24 protein-coding genes, 2 pseudogenes and 1 riboswitch are annotated in these 23,487 nt (G+C 62.1%); of the genes and pseudogenes, 7 read left to right on the top strand and 19 right to left on the bottom strand.

All coding sequences use genetic code 11. The annotated features are described in order from the left end of the window. Positions 1 to 546: 546 nt before the first annotated feature. Positions 547 to 1,833, top strand: coding sequence for an SDR family oxidoreductase (locus tag P9272_RS29555; protein WP_278163274.1), 1,287 nt, complete (start codon positions 547 to 549; stop codon positions 1,831 to 1,833). Further along, on the top strand, positions 1,833 to 2,309 hold the full coding sequence (locus P9272_RS29550) for a DUF2269 family protein (protein WP_126079513.1): 477 nt from the start codon (positions 1,833 to 1,835) through the stop codon (positions 2,307 to 2,309). Before P9272_RS29555 ends, P9272_RS29550 begins: the two co-directional genes overlap by 1 nt. A gap of 318 nt (positions 2,310 to 2,627) precedes the next feature. Here P9272_RS29550 and P9272_RS36110 read toward each other — a convergent pair whose 3' ends face one another. The 19 genes and pseudogenes from P9272_RS36110 to P9272_RS29460 all read right to left on the bottom strand — a co-directional run bounded on the left by P9272_RS36110 (position 2,628) and on the right by P9272_RS29460 (position 17,580). After that, positions 2,628 to 2,861, bottom strand: coding sequence for a hypothetical protein (locus P9272_RS36110; RefSeq protein ID WP_347404074.1), 234 nt, complete (start codon positions 2,859 to 2,861; stop codon positions 2,628 to 2,630). After that, positions 2,812 to 2,916, bottom strand: coding sequence for a manganese catalase family protein (locus P9272_RS36105; RefSeq protein WP_347404077.1), 105 nt, complete (start codon positions 2,914 to 2,916; stop codon positions 2,812 to 2,814). Before P9272_RS36105 ends, P9272_RS36110 begins: the two co-directional genes overlap by 50 nt. Positions 2,917 to 2,983: 67 nt before the next feature. Beyond that, complete coding sequence (locus P9272_RS29540) at positions 2,984 to 3,550, bottom strand: DUF1003 domain-containing protein (protein ID WP_278163269.1); 567 nt, start codon at positions 3,548 to 3,550, stop codon at positions 2,984 to 2,986. Positions 3,551 to 3,890: 340 nt separating this feature from the next. Continuing rightward, entirely contained in the window at positions 3,891 to 4,016 is a 126-nt protein-coding gene (locus P9272_RS29535; RefSeq protein ID WP_278163268.1) for a hypothetical protein, read from the bottom strand. 317 nt (positions 4,017 to 4,333) lie between these two features. Then, positions 4,334 to 4,711 (bottom strand): hypothetical protein, encoded by a 378-nt coding sequence (locus P9272_RS29530; RefSeq protein ID WP_278163267.1) that lies wholly within the window; start codon positions 4,709 to 4,711, stop codon positions 4,334 to 4,336. Further along, positions 4,708 to 5,337, bottom strand: coding sequence for a hypothetical protein (locus tag P9272_RS29525; protein ID WP_278163266.1), 630 nt, complete (start codon positions 5,335 to 5,337; stop codon positions 4,708 to 4,710). The genes P9272_RS29530 and P9272_RS29525 overlap by 4 nt, the downstream gene beginning before the upstream one ends. A gap of 928 nt (positions 5,338 to 6,265) precedes the next feature. Continuing rightward, complete coding sequence (locus tag P9272_RS29520) at positions 6,266 to 7,015, bottom strand: hydroxymethylpyrimidine/phosphomethylpyrimidine kinase (protein WP_278163265.1); 750 nt, start codon at positions 7,013 to 7,015, stop codon at positions 6,266 to 6,268. After that, complete coding sequence (locus tag P9272_RS29515) at positions 7,006 to 7,611, bottom strand: thiamine phosphate synthase (RefSeq protein ID WP_278163264.1); 606 nt, start codon at positions 7,609 to 7,611, stop codon at positions 7,006 to 7,008. Before P9272_RS29515 ends, P9272_RS29520 begins: the two co-directional genes overlap by 10 nt. Further along, positions 7,608 to 8,381 (bottom strand): thiazole synthase, encoded by a 774-nt coding sequence (locus P9272_RS29510; RefSeq protein WP_278163263.1) that lies wholly within the window; start codon positions 8,379 to 8,381, stop codon positions 7,608 to 7,610. Before P9272_RS29510 ends, P9272_RS29515 begins: the two co-directional genes overlap by 4 nt. 4 nt (positions 8,382 to 8,385) lie before the next feature. Further along, positions 8,386 to 8,583: a sulfur carrier protein ThiS gene (gene thiS / locus P9272_RS29505; RefSeq protein ID WP_278163262.1), complete on the bottom strand. Its 198-nt coding sequence runs from the start codon at positions 8,581 to 8,583 to the stop codon at positions 8,386 to 8,388. Next, entirely contained in the window at positions 8,567 to 9,550 is a 984-nt protein-coding gene (locus P9272_RS29500; protein WP_278163261.1) for an FAD-dependent oxidoreductase, read from the bottom strand. Before P9272_RS29500 ends, thiS begins: the two co-directional genes overlap by 17 nt. Further along, complete coding sequence (gene thiC / locus P9272_RS29495) at positions 9,547 to 11,382, bottom strand: phosphomethylpyrimidine synthase ThiC (protein WP_278163260.1); 1,836 nt, start codon at positions 11,380 to 11,382, stop codon at positions 9,547 to 9,549. Before thiC ends, P9272_RS29500 begins: the two co-directional genes overlap by 4 nt. Positions 11,383 to 11,495: 113 nt before the next feature. Then, a riboswitch (TPP riboswitch) is annotated at positions 11,496 to 11,607 on the bottom strand. Between the two features lie 116 nt (positions 11,608 to 11,723). Beyond that, positions 11,724 to 11,933 (bottom strand): annotated as a pseudogene (locus tag P9272_RS29490) (3-oxoacyl-[acyl-carrier-protein] synthase III C-terminal domain-containing protein); the annotation flags it as partial. Next, positions 11,933 to 12,043 (bottom strand): annotated as a pseudogene (locus tag P9272_RS29485) (aspartate 1-decarboxylase); the annotation flags it as partial. The pseudogenes P9272_RS29485 and P9272_RS29490, both read right to left, overlap by 1 nt. Positions 12,044 to 12,126: 83 nt before the next feature. Continuing rightward, positions 12,127 to 13,017: a carboxylating nicotinate-nucleotide diphosphorylase gene (gene nadC, locus P9272_RS29480; protein ID WP_278163259.1), complete on the bottom strand. Its 891-nt coding sequence runs from the start codon at positions 13,015 to 13,017 to the stop codon at positions 12,127 to 12,129. 2 nt (positions 13,018 to 13,019) lie between these two features. After that, positions 13,020 to 14,573 carry an L-aspartate oxidase gene (locus tag P9272_RS29475; protein ID WP_278163258.1) on the bottom strand — a complete coding sequence of 518 codons (1,554 nt, stop codon included), beginning with the start codon at positions 14,571 to 14,573 and terminating at the stop codon, positions 13,020 to 13,022. Next, complete coding sequence (gene nadA / locus P9272_RS29470) at positions 14,570 to 15,544, bottom strand: quinolinate synthase NadA (RefSeq protein WP_278163257.1); 975 nt, start codon at positions 15,542 to 15,544, stop codon at positions 14,570 to 14,572. The genes P9272_RS29475 and nadA overlap by 4 nt, the downstream gene beginning before the upstream one ends. Positions 15,545 to 15,628: 84 nt before the next feature. Next, a complete protein-coding gene (locus P9272_RS29465) occupies positions 15,629 to 16,573 on the bottom strand; it encodes a hypothetical protein (RefSeq protein WP_278163294.1) in 945 nt (314 codons plus the stop codon). A 335-nt stretch (positions 16,574 to 16,908) separates the two neighbouring features. Next, positions 16,909 to 17,580 (bottom strand): FadR/GntR family transcriptional regulator, encoded by a 672-nt coding sequence (locus P9272_RS29460; RefSeq protein WP_278163256.1) that lies wholly within the window; start codon positions 17,578 to 17,580, stop codon positions 16,909 to 16,911. A 246-nt stretch (positions 17,581 to 17,826) separates the two neighbouring features. On the opposite strand from P9272_RS29460, the gene P9272_RS29455 reads away from it, so the two are divergent. The 5 genes from P9272_RS29455 (at position 17,827) to ggt (ending at position 23,437) form a co-directional block, all read left to right on the top strand. Next, complete coding sequence (locus tag P9272_RS29455) at positions 17,827 to 18,561, top strand: ABC transporter substrate-binding protein (protein WP_278163255.1); 735 nt, start codon at positions 17,827 to 17,829, stop codon at positions 18,559 to 18,561. A gap of 9 nt (positions 18,562 to 18,570) precedes the next feature. Next, positions 18,571 to 19,350, top strand: a complete 780-nt coding sequence (locus tag P9272_RS29450; RefSeq protein ID WP_278163254.1) for an amino acid ABC transporter permease — start codon at positions 18,571 to 18,573, stop codon at positions 19,348 to 19,350. Then, entirely contained in the window at positions 19,347 to 20,141 is a 795-nt protein-coding gene (locus P9272_RS29445) for an amino acid ABC transporter ATP-binding protein (protein WP_278163253.1), read from the top strand. The genes P9272_RS29450 and P9272_RS29445 overlap by 4 nt, the downstream gene beginning before the upstream one ends. Before the next feature lie 11 nt (positions 20,142 to 20,152). Continuing rightward, positions 20,153 to 21,661: an acyl--CoA ligase gene (locus P9272_RS29440; protein ID WP_278163252.1), complete on the top strand. Its 1,509-nt coding sequence runs from the start codon at positions 20,153 to 20,155 to the stop codon at positions 21,659 to 21,661. A gap of 192 nt (positions 21,662 to 21,853) precedes the next feature. Further along, entirely contained in the window at positions 21,854 to 23,437 is a 1,584-nt protein-coding gene (gene ggt / locus P9272_RS29435) for a gamma-glutamyltransferase (protein WP_278163251.1), read from the top strand. Positions 23,438 to 23,487: the final 50 nt, after the last annotated feature.

Raw genomic sequence — 23,487 nt, 5'->3', positions numbered from 1 at the left:
GGAATAGCGTCGGCCCGGTTTCACTCCAGCCTCCGCGCAGACTTGGCGTGCCTCGGAGCCCATAGGAGGACCACTCTTAATTATACGCGTACTTGAACGTCGTAAGCGTCGCCTGATCCGTGACTCGTACCCAGAACCGCTCATCACGCCGCAGCCTTGCCCGTGACTTTCGTCGCGGCCTCCCACGGGTCTCCGCCTCAGCGACTTGGCGCGACACAACAACTTGGCCAGCTATTTGTTCAACGCTGTAGGTCTTCATTGTGTGCGTCGCTCCGGGGTCACTATCCTAACTTGGCCCGAGGACGGCTTGTTCTGCTGGTTTCACCTGCGACTATCACGTCGGGTCGGATACACCTCATCGCGCTTGTGTCTTGCAGCAACCAGGGCTGAAAAGAACAGTGCTGCCGGCACCATTGCATTCCGAAGCCTGGAACACTCGGACGGGCGCTGGGTTCGAAAGATTGAAGTGTTGAAAAGCTGCGGTTCGATCCGGGAGAAACGTGACGTGATCGAGACGGGACAGAACGCGATGGACCAGTCAAAGACATGATCGTTCTGGTCACTGGCGCTTCGGGTCTGATCGGCGCGACATTGTGCGCGCGCCTTTCGGCGGAGGGCCACGAAGTCGTTCGGGTCGTCCGTTGCCGCACACTGAATGGCCTTTTTCAGGGGCGAACCGTCGTCATCGATATGGCGAAGGCGTTAGAGGCGGAAGACTGGCTCCCCCACCTTCGTGGGGTCGACGCTGTCGTGAACTGTGCGGGCGTGCTTCAGGACAGTGCTCGGGAGAATACGGGCAACGTTCATGCTACCAGCGCCTTGGCTCTCTTTACGGCCTGCGAACGCGCAGGCGTGCGAAGGGTTATCCATTTCTCCGCAATCGGTGTCGACCGGGAACAGCCATCAGCTTTCTCGGCCAGCAAGCTGGCTGGGGACCATGCGTTGATGGAACGTGATCTCAACTGGGTGATCCTGCGGCCCTCGGTGGTGCTCGGCCGGTCAGCTTTCGGTGCCAGCGCCCTGTTTCGTGGCCTCGCATCCCTGCCGCTGGTTCCGGCAATGCCCGGCACGGGCCATCTGCAGGTTGTCCAACTCGACGATGTGGTCTCCAGTGTTTTGATCCTGCTTGGCAGCGATACCCCCTCCCGTCTGACGCTCGAACTCGCAGGGCCAGAGGCGTTGACGATTAGCGAGCTTGTCGCCCGATATCGTGAATGGTTCGGCTGGGGGAGGGCAAAGGAGTTTGTCTTGCCCGGATGGATCGCGGCAACCCTTTACCGGCTTGGGGACGTGGCGGGCCTCCTCGGCTGGCGCCCTCCAATGCGCACCAACGCCGCCAGGGAAATCGCGCGCGGTGCGACCGGTGCTTTGGAACCGTGGAAGCTTGCAACCGGGCTCCAGCCGTCCAGTCTCGCGTCCGCCTTGGCCGCCAGCCCTCCCACCGTGCAAGAGCGCTGGTTTGCCAGGCTCTACTTCGTGAAGCCGGCAATCTTCGTGGTTTTGCCGTTCTTCTGGATCGCGACCGGTATCATCTCCCTCACCACCGGTTGGCGCAGCGGAGTGGAGCTTCTGCTCAACACTGCCTTCGAGCCCTCGGCCAGCCCTGCTGTTGTCGCAGGCGCTTTGGCCGATATGGTCGTCGGCGCGATGATCGCATGGCGTCCGGCCAGCCGGGTAGGGCTCTGGGGGGCGATCGCGATATCGTCCTTCTATGCGATTGCTGGAACAATTCTACGCCCGGAGCTGTGGAACGAGCCCCTCGGCCCCCTGATGAAAATCCTGCCGATACTCGTCTTGCACTTCTGCGCGCTGGCGATCCTGGAGGAACGCTGATGCTCTACTTTGCGCTGAAATATTTGCACCTCATCGGCGCTGCCGTGCTGCTCGGCACGGGGGCCGGCATTGCGTTCTTCATGCTCCTCGCCCACCGGACCGGCAGCGCCGCCACGATCGCCGCCGTGGCCCGGATCGTCGTCATTGCCGATTTCCTATTCACCGCCACAGCGGTCATCGCCCAACCGATAACCGGGGCCGCATTGGCCTGGCAGTCTGGCTACTCGCTCCGCGAGGGTTGGATCGTGCTGTCGATCCTGCTCTACGTCGTCACCGGGCTGTTCTGGTTACCGGTGGTGTGGATGCAGATGCGCATGCGGGATCTCGCTGCGCAAGCCGCATCCGCTGGCATCCCGCCGCCCGAGCGCTACAAACAGCTCTTTCGGCTTTGGTTCGCTTTCGGGTTTCCAGCATTCGCCTGCGTGGCCGCGATCTATTGGCTCATGATCACACGGCCCGCAATCGAGCTGTTCTGACGAGCTCCCGAACTCTGCGCGGTAGTTACACGCAACGACAGTGCCTTGAGGCCAGTGCTGGCTGTCTCTCCGCCTTGGCAGCTCGTCTACCCCGTAAGGACGCACCAGGGCCCAATCAACCCCAACCTTTTTTCTTGCGAGCGGTGGTCTTCTGCCCGCGCAGGCGCCTCTTTGATGCTCGCCGCGCCGCCCATGTCGCCATTCTTGGCTCGTCCGCCCCCGGCCCGGCACCTAGATCCGCGCCCGTGGTCGGAGCGGAGGAGGGGTCAGAGAGCGTGCGCTCGCCAATCTTGGCTACGATCTTCATGTCCTTGGCCGTCAGCTTGACTGTTGCCTGCCATCGCCGTCGTCCGCCGGAATGACTTCCTCAAAGTCGTCCACGCGGTCCCATTCGCTGCCCGAGTTCCATGGCCCGTTCACGTCCCCTTCGCCCTGCGACGTGTTGACGTACATGCTGGCAAATCTCTCGATGCCGGGGAGCTTGCCGGTGGGGAAGTTGTTCTCAATCACGTACAGCGCTTTCTCGAACGATTTTTTGATGCGCGATTTCACGAGTCATGAGGAACCCTAGCGCATCCTTGACGCCGGGATCCTCGGTGATGTTGATCAGCCGCTCACGGGCAAATAGGAGTTAGAGCCACCCGATTGGTGAGCCGAAGTAGCTTTGCGCCGAGTCAACTCGGCGTCTTGCGCTCGCCGACCTCTTCGATCTTGTCCAGAACAGCTTCGGGTGCCACGTCACGCTTGAGCTCCTTCAGTTCGTCGTCTGCTTCGGTGTTGAGGTCCAGGCGCTTAGCAATCTCTTCCACCAGCTTGATGAGCTTAGTCGTCTCGTGTTCGTTCAGAAGGCTGACCTGCAGATCGAGGTCCGCCCTGGCATCGTCCTCCGCCGCCATCCGGTTCTGGTTGATCAGCACGAAGGTCGACAGAAAAATCGCCTCGACCGAAGCCAACATGGCCAGAACGACCAGGGATGGATCGAACGGCTTGATAAAGGTTACGACCCCGAGATTGATCGCAATCCACGCCCCAAAGAAGGCAAGGTGGATGTAGACGAATGCCATGCTGCCGGCGAATTTGCTGATGGCCTCAGCTGTGCGTTCCTCCAAGGATGCTGTCTTGGCGTCCCGTTTCCGCCTCTCGACCAGTGCCTCTATGTTCCGGGCCAGGGCAGGGGCCAGCCCTTCCGCCGCCGGGGTGGTTGGCGTGGCGTAGCCTACGGGGGCGGGTTTGGGATTCATTCTGTGTCTCCGTCTCGGCAGCCTAACTCCCTATTTGACAATTCGCTCCATCGAGACGTGAGGAGATGCCTGCATGCAATTCCGGCCTGCTTTTTCTGGCTCGCCTGGCCCATGCATTGCCTCCGGGCAGTACGCGTGACCTCCTATGGAAAGACCCTCGCTTTTCCTTTGAAGCCGAGGAATTGACGCAGTCGTATGCTGACGGCTAGGCCTTTCGGCTAGGTGTGCAGGTCAATGAGTTGAATCGGATCGCCTTCCTGGCCAGCCGCCGTCGGGCGACAGCCCATCTGATTGAACGCAGCAGGGCCCCTCCGGCACTGTGGGCGCGATCATTTGGTGCCTAGATCAACGTGATCGGCAAATGGCGGATGATCACCTTCTCCTGCCGGAATTGTCGCTCGAGTGCGGTGCGGCGATCACGCCACTCGGGTAGGTCGATCTCATCGGTCATGACTTCAAAGATCACGATCTTGTCGGCGTTTGCCTCGCCACCCTTCCTCCACAGTCCATGCGCAGGAGCCTGTAGATATGGGTTGCGTTTTTCGAAGCGACGTCATTGCAGGCATGGTGGCAGACAGATTCTCGTGGAGGATCCAAGCGGCAACCCTGTTTTCGAGCCGGCTCCGCAGGGAACTCGCTAGCCTGTGGCACCATGGCACAAAGTGGCGACCGCTATCGTAAGCGTCCGCCACTTTGCTTTTTCTTAGGGGTAACGTCGGCACTAGCGCGCAGCCCTTGTCCTGACTTCTCAGTGGTGCTTTGCGCCAGAGGCGCCTTTGCCGTCTACCTTCCTTGCAGGAAATCCATGAACGGGGGGAACGTGAGTAGCACGCCGACCAGCAGCAGCGCAAAGGCGGCGATATTGACCCTGCTCATAGCCACCGTCTTCTTCTCCCAACGACGAGCGAGGATGAACCACGCCACCAGCCACACAATGATGGCCACGGTCGTCACGCCGGAGAGAGCTCCTGACGGATTGTAGAAGTTCAGTAAACTGTTGATGGCCTTCGATGCGTCGCCGGCGAGCGCTAGGATGCCAATTGTAGCACAACCGATGCCCGCGGCCAGAATGGCTGCCGCGCCGGGACCATTGGGGATGGTCTCCGGCATCGTTTCAACGGGCAGACTCTGGCCGACGAACGGTTTCTGCAAGATGGTCATGGTTGTTCTCCCTTCGGCTGTGCGGACTGTGGCTGAACTCCCGGTGTTTGGGCGCCCTCCGGCTGCTCACCCTGGATCAAGACGATCGACTGGCCGCCGCGGACCGGGGCATATTTGTTCAGGAAGGCGCCCAGTGCTCCTGCTGCGCCAGTCGCGAAGAAGGCCGCCACCGCAAAAGCCAGGACTGAGATGCGCATGTTCTTGTGCTGAATGATCGTCCGCCCGTATTTCATGGTGACGTAGGCCACCATGGTCATTGCGATCGGCGCCAGCCAGGCGACGTGTTCTTTCCATTCCATGCCGAGAGAATGCCACTCGGATGTTCTTGGGCTCGACAGGAGAAGACTACGCGGATAGTTCGCAAGGTCGGTCACCCCGGCCGGCGGAACGGCGCGGTACCATGGATAGACGCCGTAGGCGCCAGAGAACACCGTAAGCCAAGAGAGAACCACCATCGCAACAAGCCAGAAGTTGAGCAGCGACTGTTCTCTTGTGCTCATTGGCGGCGCCCCCGGGGCCGACATCCGATAGAGGCCGGCGATGGCGCCGGAAAACGCGAGCATGAAAAGGGCGCCAAAACCCATTCCATGCAGCACCGTCATTAGGTCGCGGGTAGTGATTTCCATCGGTCGTCTCCTTCCCTTCCCTGTTTAGTTTTGCCTAATACATCAGACTGCAAGGAGTTCTTGAAGTCATTGACGTGGATCAAACTTGGAATGGGTCGAATTCGTGGGGACACTCGATTTGAAGACTGACGGTGAAAGGGAGCGGCGAAGTGGCACGGGTAGGAATTCTTGCCTGTCCTCGTTGAGCGGCGCTGCCGCATCATGCTGATCAGCCAAAATCGGCTTGGCGGTAGACGCCTGGGGGAACGGATCCGGAGCGGCTACCCTCGTCTGCTCGGCCAAAAATCGGGGACTGGCAAACGCCCCCCGCCGAACTGCCGCCGAGGATCCCGCACGCCATTCTTACGCCGGCGCACTGGGCATGACCGAGGTGAGGAAGCCTCTGAATTTGGCCAAGCGGGGCGGCTGCTGGTTCGAGGCTGGCCGCGTCCGTGTGCATCTGGGTGTGGGGGGCCGACTTTCGCCCTACCAAGAAGGCGCATCCGGCGTTTGTGATTTACGAGCTCGAAAGCATTCGCGCGCGTCTGAACCCGGCGGGATTTGCATGCAAAGACGATGAGCCGATTGATGGCTTTTACCGGACGTATGTGTCCGATCCGTTTGATAATCGGATTGAGTTGATGGAAGTCGCGGGACAACGGTGACCGGCAGATGCGCCGGGACCGATACTTGTGGTAGCAGAAGGACCGCTACATCGCGAACCAACTATCGCGGACGCGCTCTGGTCAGGTTGCCATACAGTGCTGTCATGGAATTCGTTTGTTGAAAGGGTCTTCCTTAAGGAACGCTGGCGGGGTTGAATCCAGTCCCCGCAACCAACCTATTTTGCAATCCTATACATTCTGTGTCGTGCTGCGGCCAACGCCTCAGCAAGATAGTTATTCGCCAATCGCTTACGAAGCAGTTCGCCAAAGTTGATTCAGGAAGCTCACTTCAGCCTAGCAATGATATCGAAAACATACTGCTTGGCACTCCGGACGCTGTCTTCCGGCGATGCGCCGAGAGCAAGAAGGGCGGCGATGGCGCTGGACAGCATGCAACCTGTTCCGCGCATCCCACGATCCAGGCGAGGTGCCTCGAACCGAATGGCAGGGCGGTTTGGCTGCAGCAGCATATCGACGGCATAGGCTCCTTGTGCGTGCCCGCCCTTGACGAGCACACCGGTAGCTGCGGTGCGCGACAATTCCTCGCCTTGAAGGCAGGCGCTTTCTTCGTCAGACGCCGAATCCGATCCGGTCAGCATCGCCAATTCGAGTAAATTGGGCGTCACGAGCCGGCAGACAGGCATGAGATCGCGGCGGAGCGCATCCAAAGCATCGTCCTCCAAAAGCACTCGTCCAGAACTGGCAGCCAGCACCGGGTCGAGCACGACAGGCACATAGCGGTTGGCCGCCAGGACGGAGCTGACCGCTTCGATCGCTGCCGCCGTCCCTAGCATGCCAATCTTGACCGTAGCGACAGGGTTGGCGGCGAAGGCAGCGCGCATCTGGGCGGCGATAAGCTCCGGCGGCATCTGGTTGATCCGCTCGACGGCCGCATGCGTCTGCACGGTGACGGCCGTAACGGCGAGGCAACTGCGCAGCCCAAACGCCGAAACGGTCTCGATGTCGCGCGCGATTCCGGCACCGCCGCTGGAATCCGAACCGGCGACAATCAGCACATGCGGTGTCATCGCCATTGCGCCGTCGCCGCCAGCCATTCCAGCGTACGAGCCTCGGGATGCGCATTGCGGGTGATGTCGGTCACGACTGCTGCGCTCTCGGCGCCCTGCCCGAAGACACCAGCAAGCCGCGCGACGGTTAGTCCGCCGATGGCCACCAGCGGAAGCTTGCCGACGCGCCGCTTCCAGGCGGCGATGCGGTCAAGCCCCTGCGGGCTCCATTTCATCGCCTTGAGGACGGTCGGGTAGATCGGGCCGAGCGCGACGTAGTCTGGCTCGGCCGCGAGCGCGGTCTCCAGTTCGGCGTCGTCATGGGTGCTGAGGCCCAGCCTAAGGCCCGCCCTGCGTATCGCCTTCACATCCGCCTCGGCCAAGTCTTCCTGGCCGAGATGGACGAAATCGCAATCCTCCTCGATCGCGAGGCGCCAGTAATCGTTGACAATAAGCTGGCAGCCATGGCGTCCGCATACCGCCTTCGAAGCGCGGATCTCTCTGCGCAGCGAGGCTTCGTCCTGGTCCTTGATGCGCAGTTGCACCAGCTTCACGCCAAGCGGCACAAGACGTTCGATCCAGGCGGCGGAATCGACGATCAGGTAGAACGGATCGAGCTTCATGAGAACGCTGCCATGCCGATGATTGGGGTAGAGGGGACGGCCATGTCGCGCGGCTCGATCAGGCCGGCGCAATAGGCCTCGCGACCCGCCTCGACCGCATTGCCGAAAGCCGCAGCCATGGTGACGGGGTCACCTGCCTTAGCAACGGCCGTGTTGAGCAGTACCGCGTCGTAACCGAGCTCCATCACGGCTGCGGCATGCGACGGACGGCCAATGCCGGCATCGACGATCAGCGGAATGCCAGGGAAATGGCCACGCAGGCTTCGCAGCGCATCGAGGTTCTGCGGCCCGCGCGCGGAGCCGATCGGCGCGCACCAGGGCATCAACACCCTGCAGCCGGCATCCAGCAGGCGCTCGGCGACCACAAGGTCGTCGGTCGTGTAGGGGAAGACCTCGAAACCTTCCGAGGCAAGGATCCTTGCCGCCTCGACCAGCCCGAAGACGTCGGGCTGCAGCGTATCGTGGTTGCCGATCACCTCGAGCTTGATCCAGTCCGTGCCGAACACCTCACGCGCCATCTGCGCCGTCGTTACCGCTTCGCTCACCGAATGGCAGCCGGCGGTGTTGGGCAGGACGCGAACGCCCAGAGATTGGACCAGCGACCAGAACTGGCCTCCGGCCTTGCCGCCGGAGGTTTCACGGCGGAGTGAGACGGTGACGATCTCGGTGCCGGACGCCTTGATGGCCTCGGCCATGATGGCAGGCGAAGGATAAAGCGCGGTGCCCAGCAGAAGCCGGGACGACAGTTTCTGTCCGTAGAGTTCGAGCATGGTATCAGCCTCCCTTCATCGGCGAGAGGATTTCGATGCGGTCGCCTTCGGCGAGGGGGCAGCGATCCCGCTCCCCGGCCGGCACGACGTCGCCGTTCAGCGCGGTGGCGAGCCAACCGCCCTGGAAATCGAGTTCGACAAGCAACGCGGCGAGCGTCCCAGCCGCGACTTCATGGCTCTGGCCATTAACGGTGAGCTTCAAGAGCAAACTCCTTTGCGGCGGGGTTTCCCAGGATCATGTTGGCTGCCCGCCGCGCCATGGCCGGCGCGAGCAGAAAGCCGTGGCGATAGAGGCCGTTGATGCGAAGGTTCTTTCCGTCGCGCTCGACGCGCGGCAGGTTGTCGGCGAATGCGGCACGCACGCCCACGCCGGTCTCGACCAGCTCCGCTTCGCCGAAGGCCGGATGCAGCGCATAGGCGGCGCCGAGCAGCTCCATTGTCGATCGCGCGGTGATCGGGCCCTCGGCATCGCACTCGATCATCGTCGCGCCGACCATGAACAGGTTTTCCGAGCGCGGCACGACGTAGACCGGGATGCGGGGATGAAGCAGTCGCACCGGCCGCGCCAGCGAGAACTCGCCTGTTTGCACCATGAGCATCTCGCCGCGCACGCCGCGCAGCTCCGAGCGTCTGTCGGCGATGCCGGTGCAGTCCACCTCGACATCCGCGTATCCCGACGCTGCGCAGCGGCCGAACTCGATGCGCACGTCAATGCCGAGCAGCTTGTCTCGAAGGGCAAGCAACGCCTTGCGCGGGTCAAGATGCGCTTCCCCAGCGAAGAACAGCCCACGCCCGAACCGGCCAGCAAGGTCTGGCTCGAGCGCCCCGATCTCGCTGGCGTCGAGTTGCCTGAAACCGGACGTGCGGCGGCCGAACCGGTCGAGCTCGCCGGCGTCGCGGGCCGGCGCCAGCACGAGTGTGCCACGGCGACAGACATGGCCGGGCACGGCTGCGTCCCACCAGTCGGCCGCATCCCGTCCGAGTGTCAGCACCGCCTCTTCGGCGCTCTCACGTTCGCACCAGGGAGCGAGCATGCCGCCGGCTTGCCAGGAGGCATTGCCGGCGATCTCCTCCCGCTTCTCGACGACGGTTGCATCGGCGCCGCGTGTTGCCAGTTCATGCGCGAGCGTCAGCCCGGCGACGCCCGCGCCGCGAATGAGCACCTTCATGGCGTGTCCGTGCGCTCCGAGGTGCTGTCGACGGGCATGTAGAGGTCGCCGCCGTCGCGGTATTTCGCCGCCATGGCTGCGAGCCCCTCCTTTTGCGCTCCCTCTTCCCTGGCGGCATCGCGGATGTCGTGCGAGATCCGCATCGAGCAGAATTTGGGGCCGCACATGGAGCAGAAATGCGCCACCTTATGCGCCTCCTTCGGCAGGGTTTCGTCGTGGAAGGCGCGTGCCGTCTCGGGATCGAGCGACAGGTTGAACTGGTCCTCCCACCTGAACTCGAACCGGGCGCGAGACAGCGCGTCGTCCCTGAGCTTGGCGGCCGGATGGCCCTTGGCGAGGTCTGCGGCGTGAGCGGCGATCTTGTAGGTGATGACGCCGGTCTTGACGTCGTCGCGGTCGGGAAGGCCGAGATGCTCCTTCGGCGTGACGTAGCAAAGCATCGCCGTTCCAAACCAGCCAATCATCGCCGCGCCGATCCCCGACGTAATGTGGTCGTAGCCTGGCGCGATGTCCGTAGTGAGCGGCCCCAGCGTGTAGAACGGCGCTTCGCCACAGACCGCAAGCTGCTTGTCCATGTTTTGCTTGATCTTGTGCATCGGCACGTGGCCGGGACCCTCGATCATCACTTGGCAGTCCTTGGCCCAGGCAATCTTCGTGAGCTCTCCGAGCGTTTCCAGTTCGGCGAATTGCGCCTTGTCGTTGGCGTCGGCGATCGAGCCGGGGCGGAGACCGTCGCCTAGCGAGAACGCCACGTCATAGGCTTTGGCGATGTCGCAGATCTCCTCGAAATGCTCGTAGAGGAAGCTCTCCTTGTGGTGATGCAGGCACCACTTGGCCATGATCGAGCCGCCGCGTGACACGATGCCGGTGACGCGGTCGACGGTCAGCGGGATATAGGGCAGGCGCACGCCGGCATGGATCGTGAAATAGTCCACACCCTGTTCGGCCTGCTCGATGAGGGTGTCACGGAACACCTCCCAGGTCAGCGCCTCGGCAACCCCACCGACCTTCTCCAGCGCCTGATAGATCGGCACCGTGCCGATCGGCACCGGCGAATTGCGCACGATCCATTCGCGGATGTTGTGGATGTTGCGCCCGGTCGAGAGGTCCATCACCGTGTCGGCGCCCCAGCGGATCGCCCACACCATCTTCTCGACCTCCTCGGCCATCGACGAGGTGACGGCGGAATTGCCGATATTGGCGTTAATCTTCACCAGGAAATTGCGGCCGATGATCATCGGCTCGCTCTCGGGGTGGTTGATGTTGGACGGGATGATGGCGCGGCCGCGCGCCACCTCGTCGCGCACGAATTCCGGCGTGACGAAGTCCGGGATCGCGGCGCCGAAGCTCTCGCCATCGCGTTGAAGTTTCGAGCGCAACTGCTTACGACCAAGGTTTTCGCGGATGGCGACGAACTCCATCTCCGGCGTGATGATGCCGGCGCGCGCATAGGCGAGTTGGGTTACGGCGCGGCCGGCGGCGGCGCGCAAGGGTTTGTTGCGCATCGGAAATTCCGGAGTCAGGCGATCGGCGGAGACGAACCCGTTGTCCTCGGGCTTGACCGTGCGGCCCTCATAGCGTTCGACATCGCCGCGTACCTCGATCCATCCTTCGCGTAAGCGCGGCAAGCCACGATCGATCTCGGTTTTTGTAGCCGTGTCCGTGTAGGGACCGGACGAATCGTAAACCGTGACCGGCGGCTCGCCGGCGCTCGGGTGGACCGAGATCTCGCGCATCGGCACCCGCAGGTCCGGGTGAATCTGGCCGGGCTTGTAGACCTTCTTGGAAGCTGGCAATTCGCCGACGGTGACGGTCGGGGTGTGGGCATTCATGAGTGAGCCTCCTTGCTCGAGTGCAACGGAGACCCAGTCCAAGCGATGAGGAGGAAGTGATGCTTCGCGCAGGATGCGGGCGTTGCCCCGAATACCGAAGTCGAATTGCCGACCCGCGAAACTTCGCACCGTCCCTACGCCAGTATGAACTGGATCAGGTTCAACGGGTCACTGCGCGCGATAGCAGTATCTCAGCCCCTTGCCGGGACTCCCCTGGTGAGGGCCTTAGGTTGGACGATGCGACGTCGCCCTGTCAACTCTTGTGGCGCAAGTCCGTCCTCAAGGGTGACATTAAGCCCAGCTCGGCGCCGCTTCGTATCGGGCTGATGGGGACCTGTTGGTCAGAAACCAACCAACAGTGCGCCGCCGGTCAAGCCGGCCCCGGCCGCTGCAAGCAGCAATCTCTCGCCCGGTCGAAGGCGATTGGCACCGTGGGCAACCGACAGCGACAGCGGGATCGTTGCGGCCGACGAGTTGCCATAGTCGGCGATGGTCTTGACGATGCGCGCATGCTCAATGCCGAGCGACTGGCCGACAGCATTGAATGCACGATGCCCGCTTCCTCGCAATGGTCGGGGTCGAGCGTGACCGAGCCATGGTAGTTGAGATTGGCCTCGGAGACGTGGATGCCGTGCAGCTTGCCGGCAGCGATTTTGCGCATCCTCATTCCTCCAGATCGTTCAAATTGTGCCCGGGCCGCATATCTTGTTGGGAGCGGCGCTCTGCCGGCTTTAGGCTCGGCTTTCAGCTTTGTCTCAGTTCAAAAAGCCTGTTCATGTTCGTATCGACCGCAATGTCCAGGCCGATATCGAGGATCGGCGCGCTGTGCGTGATCCAGCCGACCGAAATCAGGTCGACCCCGGTCGCTGCAATCGCAGGTGCCGTCTGCCCAGTGATACGGCCGGACGCCTCTGTGATGGCGCGGCCCCCGACCATTGCTACCGCCTGGGTCAGCTCCTCGACGGACATGTTGTCCAGCAGCACCGCATCGACGCCGGCCGCGAGCGCTATGTCGAGTTGCTCAAGCGTATCGACTTCCACCTCGATCCGCACCATGTGGCCGACGCCGGCACGCGCCCGCTCGATGGCCGTGCCGATATCGCCGGCAATCGCGATGTGATTGTCCTTGATGAGCACGGCGTCGTCGAGCCCGAAGCGGTGATTGCCGCCGCCGCCGGCGCGCACAGCGTATTTTTCCAGGGCACGCAGGCCGGGCGTCGTCTTTCGCGTGCACACGACTTTTGCCTTGTGGCCGCGAACTGCTTCGACGACAGCCGCGGTCTGCGTGGCAATGCCGCTCAGATGGCAGAGGAAGTTGAGCGCCGTCCGCTCGGCCGTGAGCAGGGCGCGCGCAGGTCCGCGCACGGTCGCCAGGACATTGCCAGCCGAGATGGCCGCGCCGTCCGGATGGATCACGGTGACGTCGGTCCTGGGATCGATCAGTTTGAAGGCGAGGGCGGCTGCACCGAGGCCGGCGATCACGCCCGGCTGCCTTGCTCCGAGCACCATCATTGCGGTCGCTTCCGCTGGAACGATCGCGTCGGTGGTGAGATCGCCAGCGCGGCCCAGATCCTCGATCAGGGCAGTGCGCACGAGCGGCTCGACCATCACGCGCGGCAAAGGCGTCAGCGTCATGGTCAAGCCCTCCTGCCGAGCAGCGCTGCGGTGTCGGATGCCGTGTCGGAAAGGATCGCCGCCGCTTCGAGCGTCTCGCCGAGCGTCAACCGCAGCGATCGCGGCTGCGCATCGCGCCGGGGGAAATCGGTCCGGAAATGCGAGCCCCGGCTTTCCTCGCGACGGAGAGCGGCAACCGTGATCATCAGCGCGACCAGTGCGGGATCGGACACGGCATCATCGCCGGCGACAATTGGCACGAGCGTCCTTGCCGCGTCGCGTAGCGTCTGGCCGTCGCGCTCGATGCCGAGCGCGTGCGAAGCGATTGGGCGGATGCGCGAGGCGTCCGGTCGTGGCGGCACAATTGCCGGCTTTAGCCGTCTATGTGTGCCTGGCGACGCGGCGGCGAGGCTTGTCGCGACCCAGGCTGCTGACACCACGGCTTCGATGAGCGAGTTGCTGGCAAGCCGGTTGGCGCCATGCAGCCCGGTGCGGGCGGCCTCGCCACACACCCACAGGCCGCGACGCGAGCTGCGGCCCGCGGCGTCCACGGCCACGCCGCCCATGTGATAGTGCGCCGCGGGACGCACTGGGATAGGCTCCATGGCGGGGTCGATGCCGGCCGCCAGGCAGAGCGAAGCGATCGCCGGAAACCGGTTGGCGAATCTCGGCCCTAGACACTGCCGCGCGTCGAGGAACACGCGATGCCCGGCGACGAGTTGGCGCCACACCCCCCGCGCGACGACATCTCGCGGCGCGAGCTCGCCTCCCGGCGTATCGGCGAGGAAGCGCCGGCCGCGTTCGTCGACGAGAACCGCGCCTTCACCGCGCACCGCTTCGCTCACCAACGGCATCGGGCGCGGCGGGCCGTCGAGCGCGGTCGGGTGGAACTGCACGAATTCGAGATCGGCGAGCTCTGCGCCGGCACGCGCGGCAAGCGCCAGGCCCTGCCCGAATGAGCCGAGCGGGTTCGTCGTATGGTCGAACAGGCCGCCTATACCGCCGGTCGCGAGTACCACACGGCCTGTCGACAGCGTCGTCGCGTCGCCGTTTCCGACGGCGAGCACGCCGGCGATTTCGCCATCCTCGACAAGCAAGCGCCGCGCCTCCACGCCTTCGAGGATGGCGATCGAAGGCGTCCGTCGCACGGCGGCGGCGAGCGCGCGGACCAGCTCACGCCCGGTGGCGTCGCCGCCGGCGTGAACGATCCGCCGGCGCGAATGCGCGGCTTCGAGCCCGAGCAGCAGCGGGCCGTCGGGCGCTTGATCGAAAGCAACGCCCAGTCGCCCGAGATGCTCGATCGCTTGCGGTGCCGCCTCGACGACGCGCCGCACCGCCGCCTCGTCACAAAGCCCGTCGCCGGCCGCGAGCGTATCGTCAAGATGCAGGTCCGGGCAATCATCGCTACCCAGGCTCGCTGCAATCCCGCCTTGGGCGAGCGCGCTGGAGCTCTCGTCTCCCAGGGAGGTTCTGGAGATCAGCACGACTGGCTCCGGGGCGAGATGAAGCGCCGTCATCAGGCCCGCGATGCCACCGCCGATGATAACCGGCCGGCCATGGAGGTCGTGCGCGTTCATACGGCGAGCATCCGCTCCACCACCCGGCGCGCGCGGTCAGCGACATCAGGGTCGATGGTGACCACGTGGCGGTTCTCCTCGAGCGCCGCGCGGATGTTGGGAAGCGTGATGCGCTTCATGTGCGGGCACAGGTTGCATGGGCGCACGAAGTCGACTTCAGGATGCTCGACGGCAACGTTGTCGCTCATCGAGCATTCGGTCATCAGCACGACCCGCGCCGGCTTGTGCCGTCCGACATAGTCGGACATCGCCGCCGTCGAGCCGGCGAAGTCCGCCTCGGCGACAACTTCCGGCGGGCACTCCGGGTGAGCAAGCACGGTGACGCCGGGATGCGCCTCGCGCAGCTCGCGTATATCAGCGGGGCTGAAGCGTTCATGGACCTCGCAGTGTCCCTTCCAGGCGATGATCTCGACCCTGGTCTGTGCGGCGATGTTCTTCGCCAGATATTCGTCGGGCAGCATGATCACCCGCGGCACGCCGAGCGATTCCACAACCGCCAGCGCATTGCCCGAGGTGCAGCAGATGTCGGACTCTGCTTTTACCGCCGCGGACGTGTTGACGTAGGTCACGACCGGCACGCCGGGATAGCGTTGCCGCATCAGGCGTATATCCGAGGCCGTGATCGAATCGGCAAGCGAGCAGCCGGCGCCGAGATCCGGGATGAGCACGGTCTTTTCCGGATTGAGCAGCTTTGCCGTCTCGGCCATGAAATGTACGCCGGCGAGCACGATGACGTCCGCATCGACCGACATCGCCTTGCGGGCAAGCGCCAGGCTGTCGCCGGCGATGTCGGCCACGCAATGGAAGATTTCGGGCGTCTGGTAGTTGTGTGCCAGGATGACGGCATTTCGCTTTCGCTTCAGCGCGAGGATGGCTTCGATGTCGTCGGCGAAGGCCGGCCATTCGATCGGCGGGATGACTCCGCGCACGCGTTCGTAGAGGGATGCGGCAGTCAGCGGCAAAACGGACATCTGCGCTCCAATTATTCTCTAGATGAGTATAATTTGGATATATACTTACTTTGAGAATAAGGGATGTCAAGCGCGCGACTGTGGCTATTTCGTCCCTGCGACAACCCGCTCATCGAGAACGGCGTGTCGAAAGCGGAAGAGCTTCGCCGGCCGCCCGACAGTGTCGGCAGCCGTCTCTCCGGTCTCCTCGACCAGATCCTGCTGCTCGACGAGGCGCCGGAAGTTCGGCTTGTGGACCAGCCTTCCCGAAAGCGCCTCTACAGTCCGTTGCAATTGCAGCAAGGTGAAGACGGGCGGCATCAGCTCGAACACAACGGGCCGGTACTTGATCTTGGAGCGCAGCCGGGTGATCCCTGTCGCCAGGATGCGGCGATGGTCTGCAGTCATGGATATCCCGGGCAGGGGCGAAGCTGTTATCCGGCTCGGCCCACGCAGAGCTTCTTCAACCAAACCCGCCTCGTAGAGAAGCTCGTAACGCTGCAGGACGAGCTCTTCGTTCCAGTCGCGACCGTCAAAGCCAAAGGCAATCGCGCCCCGCTGTCGGCGCTCACGCCGCAATGAATCGTGGTCCGCCTCGGCCGCCCAGGCCAGCAGGCGCGACTGCAGTATGTCCGAGACCATCGGCGGCGCGCCGGAACGGTGGTCTTCCCAGGGGAAATAGTCGTACCAGTTCCGCCAGGCACGCTTGCCCGATCCGGCGGCGTGCTCGGCGCGCGTCAGGGCAAGATAGCTGATCGAGATCACGCGCTGCTGGCGCTGCTCGCCGATCCGGTCGCGGTCGGCGAACGTGTAGAGCTGCTCGATATAGCCGAGGTGGTGACCGGTCTGCTGTTCCACCCAGGTCCTGAGGCCGAATTGAAGGGAACGATGACCAAGCTCGAACGGACCAGAGGGCAGGGCGTTGGCTGGCACGGTAAGGACGCACGGTGCCCGGTCGGTCATAGCAACGACCACTGCGATCAGGTCTACCTTCGCATTCTGGACCTTGCTGGTAGCTTTCTCTGCTTTGATCGCTTTCGTCTGTCGCATGTTCCCCCCGGCGATGCGGCCAGCCGGGTTTGGCTGAATCGGATCGCAAAGGTGAATGGCGCTTACTGTCTCGTCAACGCCCAACAGACTGCGGTCGCGGCTGCTCCGTGATTGGCGGGCATTCTTGTCGCTGCCGCCGGCGCATGGGTCATGCAGTTTTGCTGCAGGCTTGATACGACCAGCCAATCCTCGTGGCGTTCCCAGCCCTTTTGGAAGTTGCCGAATTGAAGCCCGGCCTTGACATTTCCTCAGCCAGCAGCGTTGCGCAGCGTCAAGCGTGCGATCAGGTCGTCCCTCTCCGCGTCGTCGTCCAGCCCATAGTGCTGGCCGATCGCCTACTTGCGGGGATCGAGCAGGCTGCGTGCTACGTCTTCTATGTGCGCGCGCATAGCGAATTCCGCTTGCGCGGCGTCGCGAGCGCTGATCGCATCCAGAATATTCTTGTGCTGCTGCGCATAGTGCTCCCGTCGCTCCGGCGTGAGTACAGCCTGACGCAGCTCGCTCCACGTCCTTTGCCGCCTTATCGCATTGAAGCTATCGAAAATTGAAAGCAGGAGTCGATTGCCTGTGACCAGACAAAGAGCCCGGTGGAATTGCCCATCCCAGGACTCCCACGCTGCAGGATCCCCCGAGGCCCGTCCCTTCTGAACAAGCCCGAACAGATCGGAAATCTGAAGTTCGCTCGCACGCAGCGCTGCCATTCGGGCGATCTGAGGCTCGATCGCCAGTCGCGCCTCGAGAGCCTCGGCTGGGCTCGTGTTTGCGGTAACGAACGACAACTGTGTCGGTACCTTTTCCGGACGCGGCCCAACAAAGGTGCCCTGACCAACATGGCGCCATATTCGTCCCTCCGCTTCCAGCCGATCAAGCGCCACCCGCAGCCCCATTCGGCTGACATCAAGCTGACGTGCCAGATCACGTTCCGGCGGAAGTCGACTCTGCGGTTGGAAGCGGTTCTCCCGCAGCATCTCGTCAAGCTTCTGGTGGGCGTAGTCGGATTTCTTCATTTTAGACCATTCAATATTGGTTTATTTTGATCGGCAGCAGACCAAGTATGTTGACAGGGCCTTCAGGTTGGGGATTAGATAGCAAAACTCATAACAAGAACACTATCGGGATATAGACCAATACGCAATGGTCCAATTCGTTGGACCGATAACGAAGGGGAAGGTTGTCAGATGTCTCGTATTTACAAAAGTGCCGGTTCCGCCCTTGCGTTCGCCTTCGCCGTTGGCGTTGCACATGCAGCCGAGGTGGCGCCGCCAGCGGATATCGCCAAGGCAGGCAAGATCACGTATTGCGCAGAATTCGGGAACCCGCCGCTCGGCTTCTATGATGAAAACCAGGTTTTGGGAGGTCTGGATGTCGATATCGGCACCGAGATCGGGAAGCGGCTGGGGGTAAAGGTCGAATGGAAGGAAACCGCATTCAGCGCGATCATTCCGGCTCTCCTGGCGAAGCAATGTGACGCCATTCTGTCGCAGCTTTTCGACAAGCCGCAGCGCCGCGAAGTCGTGGATTTCACCAACTACATGTATTCGAGCCAGTCGCTCTTGGTACCGAAGGGAAACCCGAAGAACATCAAGGGGCTTGATGATCTGTCAGGCCTCAAGGCTGCTGTGGACAATGGAACGACGATCCAGAGCCTGCTCGATGAACAGAACAAGAAATTCAAGGAGGCTGGAAAACCCGAGGTGGCCGTCACGGTCTTCCCCAAGGATTCCGATGCCCGCCAGGCGCTGCAAATTGGCCAGGTCGATGTCTACGGAACCACCCTCGAAACGGCTGCTTTCTTCCTCCAGAAGGCCGGCCATATTTTCGATATTGGCGGTGAGCCGTTCGCCAAGATCAAGACCGGCATCGCAACCCGCAAGGGTGAGACCGAGATGCACGACGCCGTTCAGAAGGCCTTCGAATCGATGAAGGCCGACGGCACCTACAAGAAGTTACTCGCGAAATGGGGACTCGAAGGGGACGCCATTGAGTAGGCGGTCTCCATGAACTTCGAATGGAGCGTTTTTTGGGAATACCTGTTCCGGCCAAGTTCCGTCTATTTGCACGGTCTTTGGCTGACCTTAAGCATCAGCGTTATCGCCCAGGGCTTCGGAACGCTCCTGGGGCTCTTCATAGCCTTGGCCCGGATTTCGAAGCATCACGTCCTACAGCTGCCCGCACGAATCTTCGTATGGGGTTTTCGCGGCACGCCATTGTTGGTGCAGATCGTCTTCATTTACACCGGTTTGGCTGCCGCGAACATTTTTCGTTTCGAGGATATCGATCTCGGCTTCGCGGTCCTTCCCGGCAATATGCAGGCAGGAATTCTTGCGTTGACGCTCAACGAAGCGGCCTACATGGCGGAGATCATTCGCGCGGGTATCAATTCCGTCGCCATAGGCCAGACGGAAGCATCGAAGTCCCTGGGAATGACTTATGGCCTCTACATGCGGCGCATCATCCTGCCCCAGGCAGCGCGCGTCGTTGTTCCGCCACTCGGCAACGAGTTCAACAGCATGCTTAAAAACACAACGCTGCTCAGCGTGATCGGCGTTCCTGAACTGCTGCTTGCAACGCAGATGGTGACCTCTGTAACCTTTCGTGTTTTTGAATTGTATATGGTGGTCGCCTGCTACTACCTGACGCTCACCACGCTCTGGGGCTTCGTACAGCAGCGCCTCGAGTCACGGTTTGGCGACACCGCCGCGGCAGCTTCCCGGAAGCTTGGATCAAAGGGACATCGGCGCCTGTTTGGTTTTGGCCAGATTGGAGAACCGCGATGAGCGATGATCCGGCGGCTGAACCCGCGATTGTTACCGCGCGCGGGGTGGAGAAGCGCTTCGGTGACCTTCAGGTCCTCAAGGGCATCGATCTCACCGTTCGTAAGGGAGAGGTGGTCGTCATCGTTGGCGCATCGGGGTCGGGCAAGACCACGTTCATACGCTGCATCAATCATCTCGAGAGGATCCAGAAAGGTCGGATCGAGGTCAACGGCCATTTGATTGGCTACCGCGAACGCAACGGTCAGCTTGTGGAAGACAGCGAGCGCAACATTGCCCGCCAGCGTTGCGAGATTGGAATGGTCTTCCAGCAGTTTAATCTGTTTCCGCATCTGACGGCTCTCGAAAACATCATCGAAGCACCGATTCACGTTCGCAAGATCCCGCGCGAGGAAGCGCTCAGAACCGGCCGCGCACTACTTGCCCGCGTTGGCCTGGCCGACAAAGAGGATTCCTACCCCGCGCAACTCTCTGGTGGCCAGCAGCAGCGTGTGGCCATCGCCCGTGCTCTGGCCATGCGTCCTGCGCTCATGCTTTTCGACGAGCCGACCAGCGCGCTCGATCCTGAGATGATTGGCGAAGTCCTGGACGTCATGAAGGAACTCGCCCGTGAGGGCATGACCATGATTGTGGTGAGCCACGAGATGGGCTTCGCGCGTGAGGTGGCAAACCGCGTGATCATGATGCATGGCGGCCGGATAGTAGAGGACGCTCCTCCGGAGCAGTTCTTCACCGCGCCGGCTCATGAAAGAACCGCGGCGTTTTTGTCTCGGGTCATCAGCAGGAAAGAGTGAGAGCGGCAGGCATGAATACGATCCGCGATATTCTGAGTTCCGCGACCTCGGAGGGCCAAGCAATTGGCGCTCCTGCTCGCCCAGACGTCGCCTTCGGAGAACTGCTGGCTCTTGTCGACCGAACGGTCCTGTCGCTCAACAGTCTTGGCATTGGCAGGGGTGACAAGCTCGCGATCGTTCTTGATAACGGCCCCGAGATGGTTGCCGCCTTCCTTGCCTGCGCAACCGCCTGTACGACAGCTCCACTCAATCCAGCCTATCGCGAGGACGAGTTCTCCTTTTATCTGGACGATCTCAAGGCGAAGGCGCTTCTCGTCGCAGCCGGTAGCGATAGTCCGGCGCTTGCTGCGGCTGCGCGTTTAGAGATACCGATAATCCACCTGCACGCGCGACAGGAAGGTCCAGCGGGGCTCTTCGATCTGTCGGGCACGTCGGCCGCGGCCACTACGCCGGGACCGGCGAATTCTGAGGATGTCGCGCTGGTCCTGCATACTTCGGGTACGACCTCCAGGCCCAAAATAGTGCCGCTTAGTCACACGAACCTCCTGACTTCAGCGGCAAACATCGTACGCACGCTCAAGCTTGGGCCGTCGGACCGTTGCCTCAATATCATGCCGCTCTTCCATATTCACGGTCTGGTTGCGGCCGTGCTGGCAAGCCTGTCGGCTGGCGGCAGTGTTTTCTGCACGCCGGGCTTCAACGCCCTGAAGTTCTTCGGCTGGATGAACGAGGCTAGGCCGACCTGGTATACGGCCGTGCCGACCATGCATCAGGCGATTCTCGCCCGCAGCAGCGGCAACGCAGAAACGATCGCTGCCAACCCTTTGCGGTTCATCCGGTCGAGCTCGGCATCTTTGCCGGCACCTGTCTTCACCGAAATGGAACGGGCGTTCGGGTGTCCGGTGATCGAAGCATATTCGATGACTGAGAACGCCCATCAAATGACATCCAATCAGTTGCCGCCAGGCCAGCGCAAGCCAGGAAGTGTCGGGCTCGCCGCGGGACCCGAGGTTGCGATCATGTCCGAAGACGGAAGGTTGCTTCCTCTGGGGCAGGTAGGAGAGATTGTCACACGCGGCGCTAATGTGACGCGTGGTTACGAGAATAACCCGAAGGCCAACTCCGAGGCGTTCACCAACGGATGGTTTCGCACAGGGGATCAGGGCGTGATGGACGATGACGGTTTTCTTCGCCTTACCGGCCGGCTCAAAGAGATCATCAATCGCGGTGGCGAAAAGATCGCCCCGCTTGAGGTCGATGAAGTCCTGATGGCCCACCCAGCGGTTCACCAGGCGGTGACCTTCGCCATACCGCATAACAAGCTCGGTGAGGACGTTGCCGCGGTCATCGTCCTGAGGGAGGGCGCCCAGGCCGGCGAGCGCGATATTCGCGAGTTCGCTGCTGGTCGGCTCGCCGACTTCAAAGTGCCAAGACGAGTTGTCTTTGTGCCGGAAATTCCGAAGGGCGCCACCGGCAAGATGCAGCGCATTGGCCTCGCGGCAAAACTTGGGCTGGCATAGGCATGACCAACAACGTCTCACGCGCCAGGAGCGGTTGCGAAGCCGTGCTCCTTTGCTTCAGGAAAGCCAATTCGAGGCCCGCAGGACACGAAGCCCAGGGCCGTCGCGACATTTTTCAAATGTAACTGACAAGCAATGGGAATGGCGGCGCGGCTTTAGGCTCGCAGGTTTCATTCTCGACAGGAGAACACCATGCGCGACTTCCAACTTCCTGGCCGCTCTCCGGCCATGGCCATGAACGGCATGGCGGCCACTCACAACCCGCATGCGGCGCGGGTGGCCATTGAGGTGCTGCAAAAGGGAGGCGCGGCAATCGATGCGGCAGTCGCCGCGGCCGCGGTGCTTGCGGTCGTCGAACCCCAGCAAACTGGAATTGGTGGCGACTGCTTTGTCATCATGGCCAAGAATGGCACCGATCAGATTGTTGCCTATAATGGTTCCGGACGAGCACCTTCCAGGCTTCCAGCTGACGAACTCGCCGTTGGCCAGGGCCAACTTGAGGATTCAAGCCCGCATGCCGTCACCATCCCCGGCGCGATTGATGCGTGGACCCGGCTCGTGGCCGATCATGGACGCAAGGACATCGGTGAGCTTCTTGCTCCCGCAATTGCCTTTGCCCGGGAGGGATTTCCGGTCCACCCTCGCGTGGCGGAAGATTGGGCTTTGGAGGAACCGCGGTTGCGGCGCGACCCCAATGCGACCCGCGTTTTTCTTCCACGTGGCCGGGCCGCTCGGGCAGGGGAGGTATTTCGCAACCCAGGCCTGGCCGACGCGCTCAGCCTGATCGCCGCCAAAGGCAGAGATGGATTCTACAAGGGGCCAGTGGCTCAGGATATCGTGAACTATCTGCGCAGCCTGGGTGGCCATCACACAATTGAGGATTTCGAGATCGCCGCAGGCGAATATGTCGAGCCGGTCCGCACGGATTACCGGGGCATGGAAGTCTGCCAGATTCCGCCCAACAACCAGGGCATCACCGCGCTCCTCATGCTCAACATCCTTGAGGGTTTTGATCTCGCGGCGCTCAAGCCTATGAGCGCTGAACGCCTCCACCTTGAAATCGAAGCGGGCAGGCTGGCCTACCGTGATCGTGACGCTTTTGTCTGCGATACGCGGCATGCCGCATTTCCAGTGAACGAAATCCTGTCCAAGGATTACGCCGCACGCCTGCGAAATGAGATCCGGCGCGATCGTGTGGCAGACCATCTGCCGCCGCCACTGATGCGCAAGTCGGACACGGTCTACCTGACGGTCGTCGACCGCGATCGCAATTGCGTCAGCTTCATCAATTCCGTCTATTGGGGCTTTGGATCAACCCGGGTCGCTCCGACCTATGGCATCACCCTCCAAAATCGCGGTATGGGCTTTTCGCTCGATCCCGCTCATCCCAACGCGATAGGACCGGGCAAGCGCCCCCTCCACACGATCATGCCCGGGCTTGCCTTGAAGGATGGTCGGCCATTGCTTTGCTACGGGGTCATGGGTGGTGACTATCAGCCATTTGGACATACACACGTGTTGACGGGCGTCGTCGACTTCGGGCTCGACCCGCAGGAGGCGATCGACCAGCCCCGCGTCTTCCATTCGCTCGGCGAAACTCAGGTCGAGCGTGGCGTTCCGATGGATGCGGTCGAGGGGCTCAGAAAACTCGGCCATCGGATCGTCCAGCCAATTGAGCCGCTCGGCGGCGGACAAATGATAAAGATCGACTGGTCCGAAGGAGTGCTTGTCGGAGGCTCGGATCCGCGCATGGACGGGTGCGCGCTTGGCTATTAGATCGCCGGTCCAAGGCATGTCTCAGCCTCTGTTGCGGCCAACCCTTGGAA

Origin of the sequence: Mesorhizobium sp. WSM4976, from assembly GCF_029625685.1 — a bacterium.
Lineage (GTDB): Bacteria > Pseudomonadota > Alphaproteobacteria > Rhizobiales > Rhizobiaceae > Mesorhizobium.
Note: the sequence above shows the minus strand (reverse complement) of the source record. Positions and strands in the feature narration are given on the sequence as shown.

Bases quoted from the DNA above. Each gene is read 5' to 3' on its own strand.
- P9272_RS29555 (WP_278163274.1), top strand. From the start codon at position 547: ATGATCGTTCTGGTCACTGGCGCTTCGGGTCTGATCGGCGCGACATTG.
- P9272_RS29550 (WP_126079513.1), top strand. From the start codon at position 1,833: ATGCTCTACTTTGCGCTGAAATATTTGCACCTCATCGGCGCTGCCGTG.
- P9272_RS29540 (WP_278163269.1), bottom strand. From the start codon at position 3,550: ATGAATCCCAAACCCGCCCCCGTAGGCTACGCCACGCCAACCACCCCG.
- P9272_RS29530 (WP_278163267.1), bottom strand. From the start codon at position 4,711: ATGACCATCTTGCAGAAACCGTTCGTCGGCCAGAGTCTGCCCGTTGAA.
- P9272_RS29525 (WP_278163266.1), bottom strand. From the start codon at position 5,337: ATGGAAATCACTACCCGCGACCTAATGACGGTGCTGCATGGAATGGGT.
- P9272_RS29520 (WP_278163265.1), bottom strand. From the start codon at position 7,015: ATGGCGATGACACCGCATGTGCTGATTGTCGCCGGTTCGGATTCCAGC.
- P9272_RS29515 (WP_278163264.1), bottom strand. From the start codon at position 7,611: ATGAAGCTCGATCCGTTCTACCTGATCGTCGATTCCGCCGCCTGGATC.
- P9272_RS29510 (WP_278163263.1), bottom strand. From the start codon at position 8,381: ATGCTCGAACTCTACGGACAGAAACTGTCGTCCCGGCTTCTGCTGGGC.
- P9272_RS29500 (WP_278163261.1), bottom strand. From the start codon at position 9,550: ATGAAGGTGCTCATTCGCGGCGCGGGCGTCGCCGGGCTGACGCTCGCG.
- thiC (WP_278163260.1), bottom strand. From the start codon at position 11,382: ATGAATGCCCACACCCCGACCGTCACCGTCGGCGAATTGCCAGCTTCC.
- nadC (WP_278163259.1), bottom strand. From the start codon at position 13,017: ATGACGCTGACGCCTTTGCCGCGCGTGATGGTCGAGCCGCTCGTGCGC.
- P9272_RS29475 (WP_278163258.1), bottom strand. From the start codon at position 14,573: ATGAACGCGCACGACCTCCATGGCCGGCCGGTTATCATCGGCGGTGGC.
- nadA (WP_278163257.1), bottom strand. From the start codon at position 15,544: ATGTCCGTTTTGCCGCTGACTGCCGCATCCCTCTACGAACGCGTGCGC.
- P9272_RS29465 (WP_278163294.1), bottom strand. From the start codon at position 16,573: ATGCGACAGACGAAAGCGATCAAAGCAGAGAAAGCTACCAGCAAGGTC.
- P9272_RS29460 (WP_278163256.1), bottom strand. From the start codon at position 17,580: ATGAAGAAATCCGACTACGCCCACCAGAAGCTTGACGAGATGCTGCGG.
- P9272_RS29450 (WP_278163254.1), top strand. From the start codon at position 18,571: ATGAACTTCGAATGGAGCGTTTTTTGGGAATACCTGTTCCGGCCAAGT.
- P9272_RS29445 (WP_278163253.1), top strand. From the start codon at position 19,347: ATGAGCGATGATCCGGCGGCTGAACCCGCGATTGTTACCGCGCGCGGG.
- P9272_RS29440 (WP_278163252.1), top strand. From the start codon at position 20,153: ATGAATACGATCCGCGATATTCTGAGTTCCGCGACCTCGGAGGGCCAA.
- ggt (WP_278163251.1), top strand. From the start codon at position 21,854: ATGCGCGACTTCCAACTTCCTGGCCGCTCTCCGGCCATGGCCATGAAC.